Origin of the sequence: Mycolicibacterium helvum (assembly GCF_010731895.1) — a bacterium.
GTDB classification, from domain to species: Bacteria; Actinomycetota; Actinomycetes; order Mycobacteriales; family Mycobacteriaceae; genus Mycobacterium; species Mycobacterium helvum.
Window position 1 is genome coordinate 1,267,621 of record NZ_AP022596.1, and the last position, 16,255, is coordinate 1,283,875.

The window sequence follows — 16,255 nt, forward strand, 5'->3', positions numbered from 1 at the left end:
TCAGACGTCCTTGCCGTTGCGCTTGGAAATGCGAACCCGCTTGCCGGATTCGGAATCCACGCGGTAGCCGATGCGGGTCGGGTTGCCGTCGGAGTCGACGACCATCACGTTGGAGACGTGGATCGGTGCCTCCTGCGTGACGATGCCGCCCGAGGACGCGCCACGCTCGTTGGCCGACTGCGCGGTGTGCTTCTTGATGCGGTTAACGCCCTCGACGAGCACCCGGTTACGGGTCGGGAAGGCCTGCAGGACCTTGCCCTTGGCGCCCTTGTCCTTGCCGGCAACGACCAGCACGGTGTCGCCCTTCTTGACCTTCATTTACAACACCTCCGGTGCCAGCGAGACGATCTTCATGAAGCGCTTTTCGCGCAGTTCACGGCCGACCGGGCCGAAGATGCGGGTGCCACGCGGATCGTTGTCGTTCTTGATGATGACGGCGGCGTTCTCGTCGAACTTGATGTAGCTGCCGTCTGCCCGGCGGCGCTCCTTGACGGTGCGCACGACGACGGCCTTGACCACGTCACCGCGCTTGACGTTGCCACCGGGGATGGCGTCCTTGACGGTCGCCACAATCACATCGCCGATACCGGCGTAGCGCCGCGACGAGCCACCCAGAACACGGATGCACAAGATCTCCTTGGCGCCCGTGTTGTCGGCGACCTTGAGCCGCGATTCCTGCTGAATCACTAGATCTCCTCGACCTGGTTACTGTGTGCACGGCAGATACCGACCTGACGTGCGCGGTCTTTGTCACCTAAAGAGCACGCAGGGTTTTCTCACGTGGAGATAACCGAGGTCTGCCCTAGGCAACCCCTAAATACTAGGTGACGAGCGGAAAAGCTCCAAATCCTCGCACTTCTCCCGCCTCGCCGAGGCTGCAGTTATCGACCCAGAGAGCGATGCACAGTCAAGTGGTGAGTGCATTGTTTAGGTGGCTGGGCGGGGATCAGGAGTCCACCACGCACCGGAAGCCGATGTGGGTGGTCGAGCTGTCCTGCGACTGTGGCGAACGGGCGGCCGGCCGGTACCGGTGGCAATACTCCGGGGCGCAGAGATGCGACCCGCCCTTGAGGGTCTGGTTCACCGCCGGATCAGGTTTGGTGGACGGCGGGCAGCACGAATTCTGCTCGCCCAGCACGTGGTGAGAAGAAAACTGCGTGGTGGTCCACTCCCAGACATTGCCGATCATGTCGAGCAACCCATAGCCATTCGGCGGGAAAATCCCGACCGGCGAGGTCCCCACCCAGCCCAGTGCGCCGTCGTTGCGATAGGGAAAGCGCCCCTGCCAGGTGTTGGCCATCAACGCTCCCCCGGGCTTCTGATCGTCGCCCCAGGCGTAGGCGGTGGTGCTGTTCGCCCGGGCCGCGTACTCCCACTCGGCCTCGGTCGGCAGCCGCCGGCCCGCCCAGCGGGCATACGCGAGCGCGTCGGGATAGGCCACCTGGACGACGGGGTGATCCGGCTTGTCGGCGATGTCGCTGCCGGCCCCGAACGGTGCACGCCAGCACGCACCCGGCGCCCAGTCCCACCACTGCCGCCAGTCCTGCAGGTTCACCGGGCCAGGCGTCGGCCGGAACACCAGCGCTCCGGGTTGCAGATCAGCCTCGGCGACACCCGGATACAGCGCCGGATCGAGTGGGCACTCGGCGATCGTGACATAGCCGGTGGCGGCGACGAACTCGGCGAACTGGGCATTGGTCACCGGGTGCCGCTCAATGCCGAAGGCGCCGACGGTCGCGGTGTGGATCGGCGCTTCTTCGGGATAGAAGCTGGTCGACCCCATCCGGAACGACCCGCCGGGCACCTCGACAAGCTCGGTGAGCATGGACTCAGGGTATGACGATGCTGAATTCGTCGGTCAGCACCGACGCGGCCGCGTCGAATCCGGGAGTCCCCGACGGCGCCTCCACGTGCACCGCGACCAGATAGCTCCCGGCGTTGGTCCAGATATGGGCGATCCGGTCCTGATATTCGAGTGATTCGTCGGGATCCCTGGCCCAGGTACCCATCAGCTTCTGCCCGCTGAAACCGCAGAAGTCGCCGGGCAGCAGGCTCAGCGTGCTGATCGGATACCTGGCCATCACGTCATCCCCATAGCGCGTGAACGCGGCGCTCGGGTCCAGCGGGGTCGACACGATGGTGACCTCGGCGACCATGTCATCCGGTCCGGACAACAAAGCGCCGACATCACCGGTGCCCGGTGTCGACGACCATCCCGGTGGCACTTGGACTCTGATCTTGGGGGCCGCGGGATCCGCAACGGTGGCCACCGCTGTCGGTCCCGGTTGGTCGGTCCGGCACACAGCGGCATCTGGCGGAATGGGAGCGCGGGTGGTTTCCAGCACGCCCGGCTCCGAGGACTCTGGTGTGTCGGTGACCCTGGCCGACGTCGAGTTGGGCGCCACGCTGGCCGGCGATGCCGAAGCTTGCACCTTCACCGCTGTTCCGTCGCTGTTGCGCGCACACGCGGCAACGCCCGGGACGGCCAGCATCACAACCGCCGCAGCGGCGCACACCAGCCGAGTCACCCCACCAGTATGACGTGGGGGTCAGTCTCTGGCGAAGGCCGCCGCGAGTTGCCGCTCCGCGTCGACATACGGATTGCCCGACACATCGACGACCACCCGGGCGATGGTTCCCCCGCTGAAGTCGAATGGTGCCGCGTAGGCGTTGGACACCGCCTGGCCGAGATTGCGCCCTACGCTGACCCCGCCGCCGGCCAATCCGAACGTGAACGGATGGGCTTTGACGCCGGCCAAGGTGGCCACCGCGGTTCCGTCGACATAGAGGGTGACATCGCCCAGCGGTGTGTGACTGCCGTCGACCGTGCCGGTTCGGGCGTAGGCCGCTCCCAGGATGTGCTCACCCAGCGGCACCGGGTCAGGGGCGATCACTCGCTGTTCGTCTTCGCCGAAGAAGTTGTAGACGAACTGCAGCCTGCCATCGGCGACGAACAAGACGTATCCACCGTGACCCGCACCCTGTTTGAGCAGCACGCCCGCTACATCCGGGTTGTCGATGGTCACTTCGGCCAGCACCGAGAACGAGCGGCCGCTGATCGACACGCACGCACCCATCGCCACCGGCGCGGTGTGTGGGTAGTAGACGTAGCTGGGCCGGTCGCCGGCCAACGACGGGCGGGTGCGGGACACCATCTCGAACACATTGAGATCGGAAAGCGGTAGGCCGTTGTACTTTTCCGCCTCGGCGAACCACAGCTTCTGCAACTCGGCGAGCTTCTCGGGGTGCTCGCCGGCAACATCGTGACACTGACTGCGGTCCTTCTCGATGTTGTACAGCTCCCAGCGGTCGGCATCGAAGTGCGACCAGCCCGACGGCGCGGCGGGATGCACCGTGCTGGCGAACCAACCCTTGTGCCAGATCCCGCGGGTGCCCAGCATCGTGTAGAACTGCGTCTCCTTGCCGGTGTCGGCAGTCGAATCATCCAGTGCCGCCTTGAAACTCACCCCGTCGAGCGGCTTCTGCGCGATACCCTTGACGGCCTGCGGCGCATCGATGCCCAACAGTTCGTAGATCGTCGGGGTGATGTCAGCGACGTTGACGTAGTTATCGCGGACCTCACCGTGCGCCGCAATTCCGTTGGGCCAGGAGATGATCGCGGTGTCGGCGATGCCACCTTCGTGGGAGGCGTAACGCTTGTAGAGTTTGTATGGCGTGTTGAACGCCATCGCCCACCCGATCGGATAGTGGTTATACGTTGCGGGAGAACCTAATTCGTCGAAGAACGGCATACTCTCCTCGACGGTATCCACGTAGCCGTTGAAGAACTTGCCCTCGTTGACCGAGCCATTGGGCCCGCCCTCGCCGCTGGCACCGTTATCGGAAATCACCACGACGATGGTGTTGTCCAGCTGCCCGGACTCCTCCAGATAGTCGAGCACCCGGCCGATCTGAGCATCGGTGTAGGAGAGGAACCCGGCGAACACCTCGGCCATCCGGGAGAACAGACTCTTCTCTTCGTCAGTGAGCGAGTCCCACGGGCGCACGGTGTCCTGCTCGGGCCACGGCTCGCCGTTGGGTCCGGTGACATCGCCGTACGGGTTCACCCCGGACAGTTCGGTGTCGGGGGGGACGATCCCGAGTTTCTTCTGGTTCTCCAGGACGATCTCGCGGTAGCGCTCGTAGCCCATGTCGAACGAACCGGCGTACCGGTCGGCCCATTCCTTGAACACGTGGTGCGGCGCGTGGCCCGCACCCGGGCACAGATAGGTGAACCACGGCTTTTCCGGCGCCACCATCGTGGAGTCGCGGATGAATTCGATTGCCTTGTCCGCCAAGTCCTTCGAGAGGTGATACCCCTGCTCCGGGGTGGCCGGCGGCTCCACCGGGTGGCCGTCGTAGACCAGCTCGGGATACCACTGGTCGGTCTCCCCGCCCATGAATCCATAGAACCGCTCGAAACCGCGGGACAGCGGCCAGTGCCGCCGGGTCGCCGCGAGGTTGGACTCCTCGATCGGGGTGAGGTGCCACTTGCCAACGCAATAGGTGTTGTACCCGCGCTCGGCGAGCACCTCCGAAATCAATGCGGTGTCATCGGGAATCCGGCCGTTGATACCGGGGAAACCCTCGGTGAACTCTTCGACCATGGCCATACCGACCGTGGTGGCATTGCGGCCGGTGAGCAACGACGCCCTGGTCGGGGAACACAGTGCGGTGGTGTGGAACTGCGAGAGCCGAACACCCCGCTCGGCGAGCCGTGTCATCGCCGGCATCGATACCAGCCCACCGAAGCAATCCCAGGTCGCGATGCCGATGTCGTCCCACACCAGGTAGAGCACATTGGGTGCGCCGTCCGGGGCCTTGGGTGCGGCGTAGGGCCCCCAATCCGGCTCGGAATCGCGAATATCCAGGGCGATCTTGCCGTTGAACTCCGTGGTCATACGCGTTCCCCAATCCTCGAGACTGCCGCTGCGATGCCGAGCAGACACAGACTCCCATGCGGCGAACCGGTTTCGGGTGATTCCACGTCTGCTCTGGGCGAATTCGTAGGACTGAGGCAAGACAAAAGCACGCCACGGCATAAGAGCCGCGGCGTGCGTTTGTCTCAGAACGAAGTGTTACTTGGCCTGCTCGAGGACGTCGACGAGACGCCAGCGCTTGGTGGCCGACAGCGGACGGGTCTCCATGAGGGAGACGCGGTCGCCGACACCGGCAACACCGTTCTCGTCGTGCGCCTTGACCTTGGTGGTCGTGCGGATGATCTTCCCGTACTTGGGGTGCTTCACCCGCGACTCGAGCTCGACGACGATCGTCTTCTGCATCTTGTCGCTGACCACGTAGCCGATCACCGTCTTACGACGGCCGCGCGCGGTCTCCGTGCGCGGAGTGTGGTCGGGACCGGCCTCTTTTTTAGTGTCATCTGCCATTTTACGATTCCTCACCAGCGGGTCCGGCGGCCAGACCCAATTCACGTTCGCGCAGCACGGTATAGATGCGCGCAATCTCCTGACGCACGGTGCGGAGCCGGCGATTGTTGTCCAACTGGCCAGTGGCCATCTGGAAGCGCAGGTTGAACAGCTCTTCCTTGGACTCCCGCAGCTTGTCGGTCAACTCTTCGTCGGTGAGTTCACGCAGTTCACCGGCGCTGACGCCTACGGCCATCAGAACTGCTCCTCTCGGGTCACGATGCGTGCCTTGATCGGCAACTTGTGGATCGCGCGAGTCAGAGCTTCCCTGGCGATCTTCTCGTCGGGGTAGCTCAGCTCGAACAGCACGCGGCCGGGCTTGACGTTGGACACCCACCATTCCGGTGAGCCCTTGCCAGAACCCATGCGGGTTTCCGCGGGCTTCTTGGTCAGCGGACGGTCCGGGAAGATGTTGATCCACACCTTGCCGCCACGCTTGATGTGCCGGTTGATGGCGATACGAGCGGACTCGATCTGCCGGTTGGTGACGTAAGCGTGCTCCAGTGCCTGGATGCCGTAGTCACCGAAAGTCACCGACGTACCACCGCTGGCGATACCACGCTGCCTGGGGTGGTGTTGCTTGCGGTGCTTGACTTTACGGGGAATCAACATGATTTAGCTCTCCGTGCTTTCAGCGGCGGGCTCGATAGCGGGAGCCTCCGCCGTGACGGGTACTGCCGATTCGGCGGTCTCTTCACTGGCAGCGCGGCCGGCCTCGGTGCTCGTCGCGGTGGTGCCCGATGCACCGCTGCGGCGCGGGCGGGTGCCCGTCGGACGCTCGCGGCGCGGACGGTCGGCGGCGGGTGCGGCGGCGGTCAGCTCACGCTTGCCACCGACGATGTCGCCCTTGTAGATCCAGACCTTCACGCCGATGCGGCCGAAGGTGGTCTTGGCTTCGTAGAGCCCGTAGTCGATGTCGGCGCGCAGGGTGTGCAGCGGCACGCGGCCTTCGCGGTAGAACTCCGACCGGCTCATCTCGGCGCCGCCGAGGCGACCCGAGCACTGCACGCGGATGCCCTTGACGTTGGGCTGGCGCATGGCCGACTGGATGGCCTTGCGCATCGCGCGACGGAACGCCACACGGTTGCTCAACTGCTCGGCGACACCCTGGGCGACCAGCTGAGCCTGGCTCTCGGGATTCTTCACCTCGAGGATGTTCAGCTGAACCTGCTTGCCGGTCAGCTTCTCCAGGTCGGTGCGGATGCGGTCGGCCTCGGTGCCACGACGGCCGATCACGATGCCCGGACGCGCGGTGTGGATGTCAACGCGGACCCGGTCACGGGTGCGCTCGATCTCCACGTCGGCGATGCCGGCGCGCTCGAGACCGGTGGCCAGCAGGCGCCGGATCGCCACGTCTTCCTTGACGTAGTCGGCGTACTGCTTGTCGGCGTACCACCGGGACTTCCAGTCGGTGGTGATACCGAGCCGGAAGCCGTGGGGGTTGATTTTCTGGCCCACTACTCCGAGCCCTCCTTCGTCTGTTCGGCCGTCGCCTTGGTGGCGGCTGCCTTCTTGGCCGGAGCCTTCTTGGCCGGAGCTGTCGCAGCAGCCTTGCTGCCCTGCGCCCGCCGCGAGCGAGCTGCACTCGCCGAGCCCGACGCACGCTCGTTGCGAGGCGGACGGCTCTCGACGATCACGGTGATGTGGCTGGTGCGCTTGCGGATTCGGTATGCGCGACCCTGCGCGCGGGGCCGGATGCGCTTGGCGGTCGGCCCCTCATCGGCCATGACCGTCGCGACCACCAGGGTCGACGGGTCCAGGCCCGAGTTGTTCTGCGCGTTGGCGGCAGCCGAGGCGATCACCTTGGCCAGCGGCTCGCTGGCCTGCTGTGGCGCCCAGCGCAGGATGTCCAGCGCTTCTTCAACCGACTTGCCGCGCACCAGGTTGATCACCCGGCGCGCCTTGCTCGCCGAGATCCCCACGTATTTCGCCACAGCGGTGGCCGAGGGGAATTCAGTCGTCGTCGTCATCGCCGCTTACTCTTCCGGTCGTCCTTGATGTGACCCTTGAATGTGCGCGTCGGGGCGAACTCGCCCAGCTTGTGACCGACCATCGCCTCGGTGACGAACACCGGCACATGCTTGCGACCGTCGTGAACGGCGAAGGTGTGACCGATGAAGTCCGGGATGATGGTCGAACGACGCGACCAGGTCTTGATGACCTGCTTGGTGTTCTTCTCGTTCTGAACGTCGACCTTCTTGAGCAGATGGCCGTCGACGAACGGACCCTTCTTAAGGCTGCGTGGCATTCTCTACTCCTGCCTAGCGCTTCTTGCCGGTGCGCCGGCGACGGACGATGAGCTTGTCGCTCGGCTTGTTGGGCTTGCGGGTGCGGCCCTCGGGCTTGCCCCACGGGCTGACCGGGTGGCGACCACCGGAGGTCTTCCCCTCGCCACCACCGTGCGGGTGGTCGACTGGGTTCATCACGACACCGCGGACGGTGGGGCGCTTGCCCTTCCACCGCATACGGCCGGCCTTGCCCCAGTTGATGTTGGCCTGCTCGGCATTGCCGACCTCGCCGACGGAGGCGCGGCAGCGCACGTCGACCCGGCGGATTTCACCCGAAGGCATGCGCAGGGAGGCGTAGGTGCCTTCCTTGCCCAGCAGCTGGATGCTCGAGCCGGCCGAGCGGGCCAGCTTGGCGCCGCCGCCGGGACGCAGCTCGACGGCGTGGATCACGGTACCGGCCGGGATGTTGCGCAGCGGCAGGTTATTACCGGGCTTGATATCGGCGTTGGGGCCGGACTCCACGGTGTCGCCCTGCGAAAGACCCTGCGGCGCAATGATGTAGCGCTTCTCGCCGTCCAGGTAGTGCAGCAGCGCGATGTTGGCGGTGCGGTTCGGGTCGTACTCGATGTGTGCGACCTTGGCGTTGACGCCGTCCTTGTCGTTGCGACGGAAGTCGATCACCCGGTAGGCACGCTTGTGCCCGCCGCCCTTGTGGCGGGTGGTGATTCGGCCGTGCGCGTTACGACCGCCGGTTCCGTGCAGCGGACGGATCAGCGACTTCTCCGGAGTCGAGCGAGTGATCTCGGAGAAATCGGAGACGCTGGCACCGCGGCGACCGGGGGTCGTCGGCTTGTACTTGCGAATTCCCATTATCTATTCCTGAGTTCTATTCGTTGCCGGACTACGCCGGTGCTCCGAAGAGGTCGATCGGCTTGCTGCCGGGGGCCAGGGTCACGATCGCGCGCTTGGTGCTCTTGCGCTGTCCGTAGCCGACGCGGGTGCGCTTGCGCTTGCCCTGCCGGTTCAGCGTATTCACCGAGTCGACCTTCACTTTGAAGATCTTCTCGATGGCGATCTTGATCTGCGTCTTGTTCGAGCCGGGTGCGACGACGAACGTGTAGACGTTGTCTTCGATCAGTCCATAGGACTTCTCGGAGATGACCGGGGCCAGGATGATGTCGCGGGGATCAGTGATGGTCGCCATCAGGCCGAAACCTCCTCGTCCTGTTTGGTGTTCGAGCTGATGTAGGCATCCAGCGCTTCCACGCTGAACACCACGTCGTCAGCGTTGAGCACGTCGTAGGTGTTGAGCTGATCCGGCGAGATCACGTGCACACCAGGAAGGTTGCGCACGCTCTTCGCGCCGACCTCATCGCTACGGCCGATCACGACGAGCACCTTGCGGCGGTCGGTCAGCGCGCCCAGGAACGCCTTAGCGCTCTTGGTCGACGGGGTCTGGCCGCTGAGCAGCTCGGTCACCGCGTGAATCCGCTCGTTGCGAGCCCGGTCCGACAGCGCACCGCGCAGGGCGGCGGCGATCATCTTCTTGGGCGTGCGCTGGCTGTAGTCACGCGGCTGCGGGCCGTGGACGACGCCACCGCCGGTGAACTGCGGAGCGCGGGTCGAACCCTGACGGGCGCGACCGGTGCCCTTCTGCCGGTACGGCTTCTTGCCGCCGCCGGAGACCTGAGCGCGAGTCTTGGTGGCGTGCGTGCCCTGACGCTTTGCGGCCAGCTGCGCATTCACCACCTGGTGCATCAACGCGATGTTGGGTTCCACGTCGAACAGGGCAGCCGGTAGTTCCACCGTGCCGTCCTTCTTGCCGTCCGGAGTACGAACGTCAATCTTGAGAGTCACTTCTCACCTCGTTTGACTGCCGTGCGAACCACCACGAGCCCGCCGTTGCGCCCGGGAACCGCGCCCTTGATCAACAGCACGCCGTTCTCGGCATCGACCTTGTGCACCACCAGGTTCTGCGTGGTGACGCGGTCGCTACCCATCCGGCCCGACATCCGGGTGCCTTTGAAAACGCGGCCCGGGGTGGCGCAGCCGCCGATCGAACCCGGCCGACGGTGCACTGCCTGGGCACCGTGGCTGGCGCCCTGGCCCTTGAAGCCGTGTCGCTTCATCGTGCCGGCGAAGCCCTTGCCCTTGGAGGTGCCGGTGACGTCGACGTAGGCGCCGTCGGCGAAGATCTCCGCCGTCAGCTCCTGACCGACCTCGTACTCGGCAGCGGCGGCCTCGTCGTCGAGACGAAGCTCGGCCAGATGCCGGCGCGGGTTGATCCCGGCGGCGGCGTACTGACCGGTGACTGGCTTGTTCACCTTGCGGGGGCTGATCTCGCCGTAGGCCAGCTGCACGGCGCTGTAGCCGTCACGCTCGGGCGTGCGGATGCGGGTCACCACATTGGGTCCGGCCTTGACGACCGTGACAGGGACGACGCGGTTGTTCTCGTCGAACACCTGTGTCATGCCCAGCTTGGTGCCCAAAATGCCTTTTCTAGCCATTTCTTTCGGGTCTCCTACTGGATGTTGACGTCGACGCTCGCCGGAAGATCGATGCGCATGAGTGCGTCAACGGTCTTCGGCGTCGGGTCGAGGATGTCGATGAGTCGCTTGTGTGTGCGCATCTCGAAGTGCTCCCGCGAGTCCTTGTACTTGTGCGGGGAGCGGATGACGCAGTACACGTTCTTTTCCGTCGGCAGCGGCACTGGACCAACTACGCTCGCGCCGGTACGGGTGACCGTCTCCACGATCTTGCGCGCCGAGGCATCAATGGCCTCGTGGTCGTAGGCCTTGAGCCTGATGCGGATCTTTTGTCCCGCCACGCTTCTCCTACCTTCATTCCTGCTCGGTCCCGTAACGGGACACGGTGGTCATGCGCTCTCGCCCGAAGGCGTCGCGCTGGCTGTTGCCGCCGCTCTTTACCTGTCCTGGTGCTCCGGCCCCCGCGGTCGGGTGTGTCGCCCTAACGCAGCCCCGAAGGCGCGGTGAAAAACCGTCGCGCTCCGAGGTTGGGACCGGACGCGCCCGTTTGGGCGCCGGTCGTATACCTTGGGCGGCACCGCTCCCAATGGGGGCGAACCCGGCTCAAGGCAACCCGAACAGTATGCCTCAGATGTGAGCCTTATCCAAATCCCTGCACTGCCTGCTCAGCGGGGTTCCGAGTCCGGAATAGAGCCACCGAGACAGCGAGGTACCAGACCGCGGTCGACAGCACCGGCAAGAAGGTGGTGAGCAGGTTTCCCTCGATGGAGAACAAGCCGGTGCGAAAGAAGACGCTGGTTGTTCCCGCGAGGTTGATCACCGCGGCCGAGATCGCCAGCCAGGCAGTCCACCTGGGCAGCACCGGTTCGCCGATCACGCAGGCTGCATAGGCGAGTGCCGCGGCAGCGACGATGAAGCCCTGCAGTGAGAGCAGGGCGAGACTGAAGTCGTAGCCGACGGTACGCACTGCCGAGGCCGATAACTGGTCGGCCGCCGCTGCCGTGACGATACGGATGGACATCGAGACGATTGACAGAGCGGCCACCGCCGCGATGCAGACCAAGAGCAGGTCGCCCAGGTGGTGCCCGTTCGACGCCCGGTAGAGCACGCGCCGCACGACGACCGCGAACCACAACAGCAATGCGGTGGCGAGAGCGTAGAGCCAACCCTGGGCGATCACAGCGCCCTGGTGGTCAATGAAGAAGCTCTGTATCGCCTTGTTGGTCGCGTTCCACGCTGGGGGCATACCGGTCAGAGTCGCCGCAACGAAGGATGCGACGACATACGCGACTCCGGCGGCGCCTCCCGACCTATTCCAGTGAACGTCGTGCATGTTTCCCCCCGATGTTTGGCCTCATCAGCACGGTACGGCTGGTCCTCGAGACGGTTAACGTTATTGCAGACAGACTCGTGACAGTCACTGCCATATCGGCATAGCATGCCGATATGTATCGAGTGATTCAGTGGGCAACTGGCGGCGTGGGCAAAGCAGCAATCCAAGGGGTGCTGCGTCACCCCGAACTCGAGCTCGTCGGCTGCTGGGTGCACAGCGCCGACAAAAACGGCCGCGATGTCGGTGACGTGATCGGCGAAGCCCCGATCGGGGTCGCAGCCACGACCGACATCGACGAACTGCTGGCACTGGACGCCGACTGCGTCATGTACTCCCCTCTGCTGCCCGACGATCAGGTCGTCGCCAAGATCCTGCGTTCGGGCAAGAACGTGGTGACTCCCGTCGGCTGGGTCTACCCGGACCGGGAGAACCCAGGAGTCCAAGCCCTCGAAGAGGCGTGCGCGGCGGGCAACGCCACGCTGCACGGCTCCGGGATCCACCCGGGCGGCATCACCGAGCGCTTCCCGCTGATGATCTCCGCGCTGACGTCGGCGATCACCCATGTACGGGCCGAGGAGTTCTCCGACATCCGCACCTACAACGCGCCGCTGGTGGTGCGCGAGGTCATGGGATTCGGCCTGACTCCAGAACAGGCGATGAGCGGACCCATGGCAGCCCTGCTGGAGGCCGGGTTCAAACAGTCCGTGCGGATGGTCGCCGACCAATTGGGCTTCCGCGTGGAGCCGCGCATCCGGTCCACCCAGGAGGTGGCTGTCGCCGTCACCGGAACCGACGAACTCGTCGTTCCGATGGAGGCGGGAACAGTGGCCGCCCGCCGGTTCAAGTGGCAGGCCATCGTCGACGACAAGCCGGTCGTCACCGCCGCGGTCAACTGGTTGATGTGCGAGGTGGAGCTGGATCCGCCATGGACGATCGGCGAGAAGGGTGAGCGCTTCGAGGTGGAGGTCACCGGTGATCCCGACGTTTTGCTGACGTTCAAAGGGCTGCAACCCGAGACGGTCGCCCAAGGCCTGGAGCGCAACCCTGGTGTGGTGGTGACCGCCAACCACTGCATCAGCGCCATCCCCCTTGTCTGCGCGGCCGGCCCGGGCATCAAGACGTATCTGGACCTGCCGATGATCACCGGCCGGGCCGCCCCCGACCTGGCCAAGTGAACCATGGAACCCCTTGGTGACCTTCGGTTTTCGCATTTGGTAGTCGGGGTCAGCGACATGGACCGGGCGCTGCAGTTCTACCGCGGGTTACTCGGGATGGATGTCGTGTTCGACCAGATGATGGCCGGTGACCCGTTCGATCATGCACTGGGTGGCGCCGCCGGAAATCAGGGCCGGGTGGTGGGCGGCCTGATCGGCGGGGTGATGCTGGAATTGCTGTCACTGGGAGCCGAGGCCCGGCCGGCCAGAAGGTCCATCGTCGGCAACCAGAACATCTCGCTGTCGGTCACCGACCTCGACGACACCTACCGGCGGGTTCAGGAAGCGGGCTATCAGCCCGACCAGACGCCGTTCGAGATCGCCGGGGTGCGAATGTTCTTCGTCAAGGATCCCGACGGTACTGCCGTGGAGTTCATCGAATTCTGCGGTACCACGCGAACATCGGAGGAACTGCATCGTGGCCACGCACATTGACCAGAGCTACTGGCATTCCCGGTCACTGGCCGGCCTGCGGGTGATCGTGACCGGCGCCGCACGTGGCGTGGGCAAGGGCGTGACCGCGGCCCTTCTCGAGCGCGGCGCCGCAGTGCTGATGGTCGATCGCGATCCGGCGGTGGCCGAGGTCGCTGAGAGTTTCGGCGCTGACGGGCGGGCCGCGCCACTGGTGACCGACTTGTGTGATCGCTCCAGCTACCGACATATCGTCGATGAGGCAGTGCAGGTGCTGGGTGGCATCGACGCGTTGATCAACAACGCCATCGCCACCAATGAACCGAAGCCGTTCACCGACATCACCGGAGAGGACTTCGACCTTGTCTTCGACACCGGACCGCGGGCCACGTTGTTTCTGATGCAGGCGGCTTATCCGGTGCTCAAGGCGGGTGGCGGCGGGTCCATCGTGAACTTCGGCTCCGGATCCGGCACCGCTGGCCAGAAGACGTTCGGCGCCTACGCCGGGGCCAAGGAGGCGATCCGCGGAATCTCCAAAGTCGCTGCCCTGGAATGGGGTCGCGACAATATCCGGGTGAATGTGGTGTGCCCCTTCGCCCAATCCGACGGCGTCGCAGGCTGGAGCGAGGAGTTTCCCGACGTCTACAACAAGATCGTCAAGGGCATCCCGCTGCGGCGGATCGGCGACACGCATGCCGATATCGGACCGATGGTGGCCTTCCTGGTCAGTCCCGACGCGTCGTACCTGACCGCACAGACCATTCATGTCGACGGCGGTATGGGAATGTACCGGTGAGCAGCCCGCCCGCAGAACGTCCACCGACACTGCGTGACCGACAGCGTGCGCAGGTGCGCGCCGACATCCACGCGGCGGCGTATCGGCTATTCGCCGCACGAGGATTCGGCAACGTCACCACCGACGACATCGCGGCCGAGGCATCGGTGTCGCCGCGGACATTCTTCCGGCACGTGGCCACCAAGGAGGACCTGCTCTTGGGCGCGGTCCAACGCGGGAACGCCGCGATCGCATCCTTGCTGGCGCGTCGCCCGACCAGTGAGCCACCCGACGTCGCACTGGCTGCCGCGATCGTGAGCCGAGTCGGCTCCTTCGACGATGTCGACCTCGAGAACTGGCGCGCGGCCATCCTGACCGCACCTGAACTGCTCGACCGGGCAACCCTGTTGTCCGCCGCCGACCGCGACCAGATGATTGAGTTGGTGGCCACCCGAATGGGTGTGCAACCGGCACAGGACAGCCGGCCCGGGCTGCTGGTTCAACTATCTTTTGCGGCAGCAGATTTCGCGTTCCAGCGGTGGGTCCGGGGGCGCGGCGCCCAGCGTGGGCCGTTGGCGTCCGATGTCGCCGAGGCACTGGCCGTCGTCGAGGGTCCCCGCTGGAGCAGCTAGCGCGCGCCCTTCAACGTGGCCCAGAACTGGCATTGGTGGCGCACGCTGAAATCTTCGGTGATCGTCAACTGCCCGGTTTCCAACGACATCCGCTTGCCGTCGGCGCCCATCTGTGGCCAGTCCGGCAGTCCAGACACCGCGGGCGTGCCGTTCTTCACGAATTGACTCCAGTACGCGACCATCTGGTCGGAAAGCTCGCGTTGCGCAGGGTTGAGCGGCGGGGCACCACCGACGTCGAACAAGTACCGCAGCTCCAGTGAATGGCTGGCGCCCACCGGGAAGGGGACCGCTCGCAACGGGTCCGGGGCCGGTGCCGTTCTGTCGTTGAACTCGTAGGCGTACACCTGGTCGGTGTGCGCCAGACCGGACGCGATTCTGTCTGCCGGACAGGCGAATAGGCTATCGGTCACCGCCGCGGAGTAGGCCAGGCCTTCATTGCCGCTATACCGGTCGAGCGGGTAGTGCTCGGCTACCGCGGTAGCGTCGGAACCGAAAGCGTGGGACAGCAGCTTCGGATAGGGCGGCAAACCGTGGCCTTTCAGATACTGAATTGCCGTGAACATCGCGAATTCGTCGCCGTTGCTGCCGATCAGCACGGGGATCTTGGGCACCCGACTCAGCGCGACATCGGCCATCGGGTCGACGGGAAGCCGGTCGGTTCCGGTGACCGGCCCGGTGAGTTCGTCGGGACCGAATCTGACATACAGCGGGCCGCGCTGTAATTTCGGGGTGGGCAAGGAACGTAGGCAGGCCGCGATCGCGTCGGGTTCGGGTTCTGTGCAGCCGGCACTGGTCGCGTATTCGGCACTGACCCGCGTTGCGGTGGCTCGATCGGCTTGGGCCTGACACGGACCGCTCTGCAGGATCGCGGCTCGGAACAATCCGGCAGAATCGGGCGCGACCAGGTGGTCGCACACGGACATCGCGCCCGCCGACTCCCCTGCGATGGTGACTTTGGTTGGGTCGCCGCCGAATTCGGCGATGTTGTCCCGGACCCATCGCAGTGCGGCCTGCTGGTCAGCCAATCCGTAGTTGCCGATGTTGCCGTCCGGGCTCAGCGCCGGATGCGCGAGGAACCCCAGTGCACCCAGCCGGTAGTTGACGGTGACGACGACGATGTCGCCCTGGGTCGCCATCCAGCGGGCATCGTAGATATCGGCGCTGCCGTTGAGGAAGCCGCCGCCGTGAATCCACACCATCACCGGTTTCTGGCTCGACCGGCTCGCGCCGTCGGGGGTCCAGACATTGAGGTTCAGGCAGTCCTCACCAGTGGGGCGGCCGTAGTCGGGATCGACGCTGGTGTCCTGAATGCAGCGCAGGCCAGGTTTGGTGGCATCACGCACTCCGGGCCACGGTGCGGCCGGTTGCGGTGGCTGCCAGCGCAGCGGGCCCACCGGCGCGGCGGCATACGGAATCCCGTCGAACACCCGGTAGCCGGGGGCCACGACACCGCGCACTGCACCCGTCGCCGTCTGCACCACCGCGGGCCCGGGTTGTCCGACCGGGGCCGGTTGCGGGTGCGTCTCGCTGGCGCCCTTGCTGCATCCGATGAGCACGGCCAGTGTGAGCAACAGGCCGAGTGCGGTCCGCAAGCAGTGGCCACTCGATCGGTCTCGCACGACATCCGAGCCTACGCGGACACCCGGCTGAGGCATGACCTGGGAATTAGCCGAAAAACCTGCGACTTGGCCCAATCGTGACGGAAACTCGCAACCTGACACCCGTCAAGTTTTTGGTTGCACGCAGCGAG

22 protein-coding genes are annotated in these 16,255 nt (G+C 65.2%); 4 read left to right on the plus strand and 18 right to left on the minus strand.

Features of this window, described 5'->3' with window-relative positions:
• From rplX to G6N38_RS05830, 17 genes are all read right to left on the minus strand, one after another.
• A complete protein-coding gene (rplX, locus tag G6N38_RS05750; protein ID WP_163746657.1) occupies window positions 1-318 on the minus strand; it encodes a 50S ribosomal protein L24 in 318 nt (105 codons plus the stop codon).
• Window positions 319-687: a 50S ribosomal protein L14 gene (gene rplN / locus G6N38_RS05755; RefSeq protein ID WP_014814254.1), complete on the minus strand. Its 369-nt coding sequence runs from the start codon at window positions 685-687 to the stop codon at window positions 319-321. It abuts the gene before it with no gap.
• Between the two features lie 259 nt (window positions 688-946).
• Complete coding sequence (locus G6N38_RS05760) at window positions 947-1,825, minus strand: formylglycine-generating enzyme family protein (RefSeq protein ID WP_163746658.1); 879 nt, start codon at window positions 1,823-1,825, stop codon at window positions 947-949.
• A 4-nt stretch (window positions 1,826-1,829) separates the two neighbouring features.
• Entirely contained in the window at window positions 1,830-2,528 is a 699-nt protein-coding gene (locus G6N38_RS05765; protein WP_163746659.1) for a hypothetical protein, read from the minus strand.
• 21 nt (window positions 2,529-2,549) lie between these two features.
• Window positions 2,550-4,901, minus strand: a complete 2,352-nt coding sequence (locus G6N38_RS05770; protein ID WP_163746660.1) for an arylsulfatase — start codon at window positions 4,899-4,901, stop codon at window positions 2,550-2,552.
• Window positions 4,902-5,078: 177 nt separating this feature from the next.
• Window positions 5,079-5,387 (minus strand): 30S ribosomal protein S17, encoded by a 309-nt coding sequence (rpsQ, locus tag G6N38_RS05775; RefSeq protein ID WP_163746661.1) that lies wholly within the window; start codon window positions 5,385-5,387, stop codon window positions 5,079-5,081.
• Between the two features lies 1 nt (window position 5,388).
• On the minus strand, window positions 5,389-5,622 hold the full coding sequence (gene rpmC, locus G6N38_RS05780) for a 50S ribosomal protein L29 (protein ID WP_083120599.1): 234 nt from the start codon (window positions 5,620-5,622) through the stop codon (window positions 5,389-5,391).
• Entirely contained in the window at window positions 5,622-6,038 is a 417-nt protein-coding gene (gene rplP / locus G6N38_RS05785; protein ID WP_094482954.1) for a 50S ribosomal protein L16, read from the minus strand. Before rplP ends, rpmC begins: the two co-directional genes overlap by 1 nt.
• A gap of 3 nt (window positions 6,039-6,041) precedes the next feature.
• Window positions 6,042-6,884 carry a 30S ribosomal protein S3 gene (rpsC, locus tag G6N38_RS05790; protein WP_163746662.1) on the minus strand — a complete coding sequence of 281 codons (843 nt, stop codon included), beginning with the start codon at window positions 6,882-6,884 and terminating at the stop codon, window positions 6,042-6,044.
• On the minus strand, window positions 6,884-7,396 hold the full coding sequence (gene rplV / locus G6N38_RS05795) for a 50S ribosomal protein L22 (protein WP_163746663.1): 513 nt from the start codon (window positions 7,394-7,396) through the stop codon (window positions 6,884-6,886). The genes rpsC and rplV overlap by 1 nt, the downstream gene beginning before the upstream one ends.
• Window positions 7,393-7,674, minus strand: coding sequence for a 30S ribosomal protein S19 (rpsS, locus tag G6N38_RS05800; RefSeq protein WP_047329106.1), 282 nt, complete (start codon window positions 7,672-7,674; stop codon window positions 7,393-7,395). The genes rplV and rpsS overlap by 4 nt, the downstream gene beginning before the upstream one ends.
• A gap of 13 nt (window positions 7,675-7,687) precedes the next feature.
• Window positions 7,688-8,524 carry a 50S ribosomal protein L2 gene (rplB, locus tag G6N38_RS05805; RefSeq protein ID WP_163746664.1) on the minus strand — a complete coding sequence of 279 codons (837 nt, stop codon included), beginning with the start codon at window positions 8,522-8,524 and terminating at the stop codon, window positions 7,688-7,690.
• Window positions 8,525-8,555: 31 nt separating this feature from the next.
• Complete coding sequence (rplW, locus tag G6N38_RS05810) at window positions 8,556-8,858, minus strand: 50S ribosomal protein L23 (protein ID WP_108053294.1); 303 nt, start codon at window positions 8,856-8,858, stop codon at window positions 8,556-8,558.
• A complete protein-coding gene (rplD, locus tag G6N38_RS05815; RefSeq protein ID WP_163746665.1) occupies window positions 8,858-9,511 on the minus strand; it encodes a 50S ribosomal protein L4 in 654 nt (217 codons plus the stop codon). Before rplD ends, rplW begins: the two co-directional genes overlap by 1 nt.
• Window positions 9,508-10,161 (minus strand): 50S ribosomal protein L3, encoded by a 654-nt coding sequence (gene rplC / locus G6N38_RS05820; RefSeq protein WP_094482960.1) that lies wholly within the window; start codon window positions 10,159-10,161, stop codon window positions 9,508-9,510. Before rplC ends, rplD begins: the two co-directional genes overlap by 4 nt.
• A 14-nt stretch (window positions 10,162-10,175) precedes the next feature.
• Window positions 10,176-10,481, minus strand: coding sequence for a 30S ribosomal protein S10 (rpsJ, locus tag G6N38_RS05825; RefSeq protein ID WP_003883485.1), 306 nt, complete (start codon window positions 10,479-10,481; stop codon window positions 10,176-10,178).
• Window positions 10,482-10,780: 299 nt separating this feature from the next.
• Complete coding sequence (locus G6N38_RS05830) at window positions 10,781-11,386, minus strand: hypothetical protein (RefSeq protein WP_163746666.1); 606 nt, start codon at window positions 11,384-11,386, stop codon at window positions 10,781-10,783.
• Window positions 11,387-11,586: 200 nt separating this feature from the next.
• Here G6N38_RS05830 and G6N38_RS05835 point away from each other — a divergent pair, with 200 nt between their 5' ends.
• The 4 genes from G6N38_RS05835 to G6N38_RS05850 are packed head-to-tail and all read left to right on the plus strand — an operon-like array spanning window position 11,587 to window position 14,505.
• Window positions 11,587-12,648 carry an NAD(P)H-dependent amine dehydrogenase family protein gene (locus G6N38_RS05835; protein ID WP_163746667.1) on the plus strand — a complete coding sequence of 354 codons (1,062 nt, stop codon included), beginning with the start codon at window positions 11,587-11,589 and terminating at the stop codon, window positions 12,646-12,648.
• Between the two features lie 57 nt (window positions 12,649-12,705).
• Complete coding sequence (locus G6N38_RS05840; RefSeq protein WP_246227731.1) at window positions 12,706-13,122, plus strand: VOC family protein; 417 nt, start codon at window positions 12,706-12,708, stop codon at window positions 13,120-13,122.
• Window positions 13,106-13,894 (plus strand): SDR family NAD(P)-dependent oxidoreductase, encoded by a 789-nt coding sequence (locus G6N38_RS05845; protein ID WP_163746669.1) that lies wholly within the window; start codon window positions 13,106-13,108, stop codon window positions 13,892-13,894. Before G6N38_RS05840 ends, G6N38_RS05845 begins: the two co-directional genes overlap by 17 nt.
• Window positions 13,891-14,505 (plus strand): TetR family transcriptional regulator, encoded by a 615-nt coding sequence (locus G6N38_RS05850; RefSeq protein WP_163746670.1) that lies wholly within the window; start codon window positions 13,891-13,893, stop codon window positions 14,503-14,505. The genes G6N38_RS05845 and G6N38_RS05850 overlap by 4 nt, the downstream gene beginning before the upstream one ends.
• On the opposite strand, the gene G6N38_RS05855 is transcribed toward G6N38_RS05850, so the two are convergent.
• The gene (locus G6N38_RS05855) at window positions 14,502-16,160 is read right to left on the minus strand and encodes a carboxylesterase/lipase family protein (protein WP_163746671.1); all 1,659 of its coding nucleotides are present in this window, start codon (window positions 16,158-16,160) and stop codon (window positions 14,502-14,504) included. The two genes, G6N38_RS05850 and G6N38_RS05855, sit on opposite strands and share 4 nt — an antisense overlap.
• Window positions 16,161-16,255 lie beyond the last annotated feature (95 nt).

Bases quoted from the DNA above. Each gene is read 5' to 3' on its own strand.
- G6N38_RS05855 (WP_163746671.1), bottom strand. From the start codon at position 16,160: ATGCCTCAGCCGGGTGTCCGCGTAGGCTCGGATGTCGTGCGAGACCGA.
- G6N38_RS05830 (WP_163746666.1), bottom strand. From the start codon at position 11,386: ATGCCCCCAGCGTGGAACGCGACCAACAAGGCGATACAGAGCTTCTTC.
- G6N38_RS05770 (WP_163746660.1), bottom strand. From the start codon at position 4,901: ATGACCACGGAGTTCAACGGCAAGATCGCCCTGGATATTCGCGATTCC.
- G6N38_RS05835 (WP_163746667.1), top strand. From the start codon at position 11,587: ATGTATCGAGTGATTCAGTGGGCAACTGGCGGCGTGGGCAAAGCAGCA.
- rplW (WP_108053294.1), bottom strand. From the start codon at position 8,858: ATGGCGACCATCACTGATCCCCGCGACATCATCCTGGCCCCGGTCATC.
- rpmC (WP_083120599.1), bottom strand. From the start codon at position 5,622: ATGGCCGTAGGCGTCAGCGCCGGTGAACTGCGTGAACTCACCGACGAA.
- rplX (WP_163746657.1), bottom strand. From the start codon at position 318: ATGAAGGTCAAGAAGGGCGACACCGTGCTGGTCGTTGCCGGCAAGGAC.
- G6N38_RS05840 (WP_246227731.1), top strand. From the start codon at position 12,706: ATGGACCGGGCGCTGCAGTTCTACCGCGGGTTACTCGGGATGGATGTC.
- rplP (WP_094482954.1), bottom strand. From the start codon at position 6,038: ATGTTGATTCCCCGTAAAGTCAAGCACCGCAAGCAACACCACCCCAGG.
- rplC (WP_094482960.1), bottom strand. From the start codon at position 10,161: ATGGCTAGAAAAGGCATTTTGGGCACCAAGCTGGGCATGACACAGGTG.
- rplB (WP_163746664.1), bottom strand. From the start codon at position 8,524: ATGGGAATTCGCAAGTACAAGCCGACGACCCCCGGTCGCCGCGGTGCC.
- rpsQ (WP_163746661.1), bottom strand. From the start codon at position 5,387: ATGGCAGATGACACTAAAAAAGAGGCCGGTCCCGACCACACTCCGCGC.
- G6N38_RS05760 (WP_163746658.1), bottom strand. From the start codon at position 1,825: ATGCTCACCGAGCTTGTCGAGGTGCCCGGCGGGTCGTTCCGGATGGGG.
- rpsS (WP_047329106.1), bottom strand. From the start codon at position 7,674: ATGCCACGCAGCCTTAAGAAGGGTCCGTTCGTCGACGGCCATCTGCTC.
- rplV (WP_163746663.1), bottom strand. From the start codon at position 7,396: ATGACGACGACGACTGAATTCCCCTCGGCCACCGCTGTGGCGAAATAC.